Origin of the sequence: Bradyrhizobium sp. F1.13.3 (genome assembly GCF_040548265.1) — a bacterium.
GTDB lineage: Bacteria > Pseudomonadota > Alphaproteobacteria > Rhizobiales > Xanthobacteraceae > Bradyrhizobium.
This window is the reverse complement of record NZ_JBEPRI010000055.1, coordinates 1-3,402: the sequence shown is the minus strand read 5'-3', so window position 1 is coordinate 3,402 and position 3,402 is coordinate 1. Positions and strand designations below refer to the sequence as shown.

1 protein-coding gene is annotated in these 3,402 nt (G+C 66.1%); it reads left to right on the top strand.

The features are described from left to right. Positions 1 to 3,402: non-ribosomal peptide synthetase (locus ABIB66_RS43340; protein WP_354260080.1), on the top strand; the 3,402-nt coding region annotated here is incomplete at both ends.

Genomic DNA, 3,402 nt, shown 5'->3' with positions numbered 1-3,402 from the left:
GTCGAGACGGCGCTGGCGCGGATCTGGGCCGAGCTTCTCGGTGTCGAGCGCATCGGGCGCCACGACCACTTCTTCGAACTGGGCGGCCACTCGCTCTTGGCCGTGCAGATGTCGAGCCGGCTGTCACAGGCTGTTGGGGTCGAACTGCCGCTGTCGACGCTGTTCGCCAGGCCGGTGCTGGCCGATCTGGCGGCAAGCATCGTCGAGGTGTGGAGCCGCTCCGGTCCGCAAGAGCTGCCGTCGATTGCGGTCGTGTCGCGTCATGAGCCGCTTGTGCTGTCGTTTGCGCAGCAGCGGCTATGGTTTTTGGCGCAGCTGAACGAAGGCAGCACAAACTATCACATTCCGCTGGCCTTGCGACTGCGCGGGATGCTCGACCGCAGCGCCTGGCAGCGTAGCCTTGACCGTCTGTTTGCGCGTCATGAGGCGCTGCGCAGTGTCTTTGTCGCGCCGCAGGGCAAGCCCCGGGTTGAGGTTCTGCCGCCGGATGCGGGACTGCCGGTACTTGAGCACGATCTGCGGGACAGGGTAGATGCGGACGCAGCGCTGTCGGAGCTGTGCCAGCAGGAGGTGCGCACGCCGTTCGACCTGGCGCGCGGGCCGCTGATCCGCGGTCGGCTGATCCGCACCGCCGACGAGGAGCACGTCTTCCTGCTGACCCAGCATCACATCGTCTTGGACGGCTGGTCGATGGGCGTGCTGGTGCGTGAACTCAGTCAGCTTTACCGGGCGTTCGAGGCTGGGCAGGACGATCCTTTGCCGCCGCTTGCGATCCAGTATCCGGACTATGCCGCCTGGCAGCGGCAATGGTTGTCGGGGGAACGGCTGCAGAAGCAGGCGCAGTATTGGCGCAACGCCCTGGCAGGCACGGCCCGTCTTGTCTTGCCGACGGACCATGTACGGCCTGCCCAGCAGTCGTTTGCCGGGGCCACGGTTCCGATCGTCATCGATGCGGATTTGACGCGGGAGCTGAAGCGGCTGAGCCTGCAGCATGGCACCACGTTGTTCATGACGGTGCTGGCGGCCTGGGCGGCGGTGCTGTCGCGTCTGTCGGGGCAGGACGACCTTGTGATCGGCGTGCCGAGCGCCAATCGGGGGCACCGCGAGATCGAAGAACTGATCGGCTTCTTCGTCAACACCCTGGCGCTTCGGCTGGACCTGTCGGGCGCGCCGAGCGTGTCGGAGCTTCTGGAGCGGACGCGGCGCACGGCGCTGGCTGCGCAGGAGCATCAGGACCTGCCGTTCGAGCAGGTGGTGGAGATCGTACAGCCGCCCCGGGCTCTTGATCACACGCCGTTATTCCAGGTGATGCTAGCCTGGGAGAACAATGCGGTTGGGTCATTGGACCTGCCGGGGCTGAGTGTCGAGGCTGCCGGGGAGGGGATCGATCAGGTCAAGTTCGATCTGGAGCTGAGCCTTGGCGAGCATGGCGAGGAGATCGCCGGAACGCTGGGTTATGCCACGGCGCTGTTTGATCAGGCGACGATCGAGCGGCAGCGTGGTTATCTGCTGGCGCTGCTGCGGGCGATGGCTGCCGATGCGCAGCAAGAGGTCCGGCGGATTGAGCTGCTGTCGACCGCCGAGCGCACGTATCTGCTGGAGGAGCTGAACCGGACGGCGGCGCCTTATCCGTCGGAGCGGTGCATCCATGAACTGTTCGAGCAACAGGTCCGGCGCGCACCCGAAGCCGTCGCCCTCGTCCATGAGGACGAGCGCCTGAGCTATGGCGAGCTCAATGCGCGGGCCAACCGACTGGCGCATCATCTGATCGGGCTCGGGGTCAGGCCGGATCAGCCGGTGGTGATCTGCCTGGAGCGCAGCCCGGCGATGGTGGTGGGGGTTGTGGCGATCCTGAAGGCGGGCGGCGCCTATCTGCCGCTGGATCCGGCCTACCCGTCTCAGCGGCTGCGCCAGGTGCTGGGCGATGCCACGCCGCAGCTGTTGCTTTGCGATGCGGCCGGCCGCGCCGCGCTCGGCGCCGAGGCGCTGGCTGATGTGAGCGTGGTCGATCTTACGACAGCCACCCCGGCCTGGGCCGGGCTGCCCGCCTCTGATCCCGAGCCGCGCGCCCTCGGCCTCACATCCCGCCATCTCGCCTATGTGATCTACACCTCCGGCTCAACCGGAACGCCCAAAGGGGTACAGAATGAGCACCGGGCTATTATCAATCGCCTGATCTGGATGCAAAAAGCGTGTGCACTCGATGCGACTGATGTCGTCTTGCAGAAGACCCCGTTTGGCTTCGATGTCTCGGCCTGGGAATTCTTCTGGACGTTGCTTGAAGGGGCGACCCTGGTACTGGCGCCGCCGGGTGCGCATAGAGATCCCGATGCATTGGTCGACTTGATCATCAGCCGGCGCATCACGACGGTTCACTTCGTGCCATCCATGCTGGTCAGCTTTATGGATGCGAAGAGTGTTGACCGCTGCACATCGCTGCGGCGTGTTTTATGCAGCGGCGAGGCGCTTCCTGCCGCCAGTGTGCATAAGGTTCGGCGCGTATTGCCTTGGACGAGCCTGCACAATCTCTACGGTCCGACTGAGGCTGCGATCGACGTTACAGCGTGGAGTTGCCCGGCTGAGTTTGATGAGGCCATTGTCCCGATTGGCCGTCCGATTGCGAACACGCGGGTCTATCTGCTGGATGGTCATGGCGCGCCCGTGCCGTTCGGGGCGGTGGGCGAGCTTTACATTGGCGGGGCGGGGGTGGCGCGGGGCTACCTGAACCGCCCTGAGCTGACAGCCGAGCGGTTCATCCCCAGTCCCTTTGTAGACGGCGATCGGCTGTACCGGACCGGCGACCTGGGGCGTTATCTGCCGGACGGCAATCTGGAGTTCCTGGGCCGCAACGACGACCAGGTGAAGATCCGCGGCTACCGCATCGAGCCGGGCGAGATCGTCGCGCGGCTTTGCGAGCACGCCTGGGTGCGCGAGGCGGTGGTGGTGGCGCGCGAGGATGGTCGCGGCGAGCAGCGGCTCGTTGCGTATGTCGTTGCCGCCGAAGCTGAGGATTCTGATCTGGCCGGCGGGTTGCGGGCGCATGTGAGTGCGCGGCTGCCGGACTACATGGTGCCGAGTGCGTTCGTGCGGCTGGCGGCGCTTCCGCTGACGGTGAACGGCAAGCTGGATCGCCAGGCGCTGCCGCCGCCTGCGGATGAGGCGTATGCGCATCGGAGCTACGAACCGCCGCAAGGCGAGATGGAGACGGCGCTGGCACAGATCTGGGCCGAGCTGCTCGGGCTGGAGCGGGTCGGACGGCACGACGACTTCTTCGAACTGGGAGGGCACTCGCTCTTGGCGGTGCAGTTGATGGAGCGGCTGCGGCGGCTGGCGCTGGGGGTCGAGGTGCGCACGCTGTTCGCCACGCCGGTGCTGGCGGATCTGGCGGCGAGCCTCGGCAGT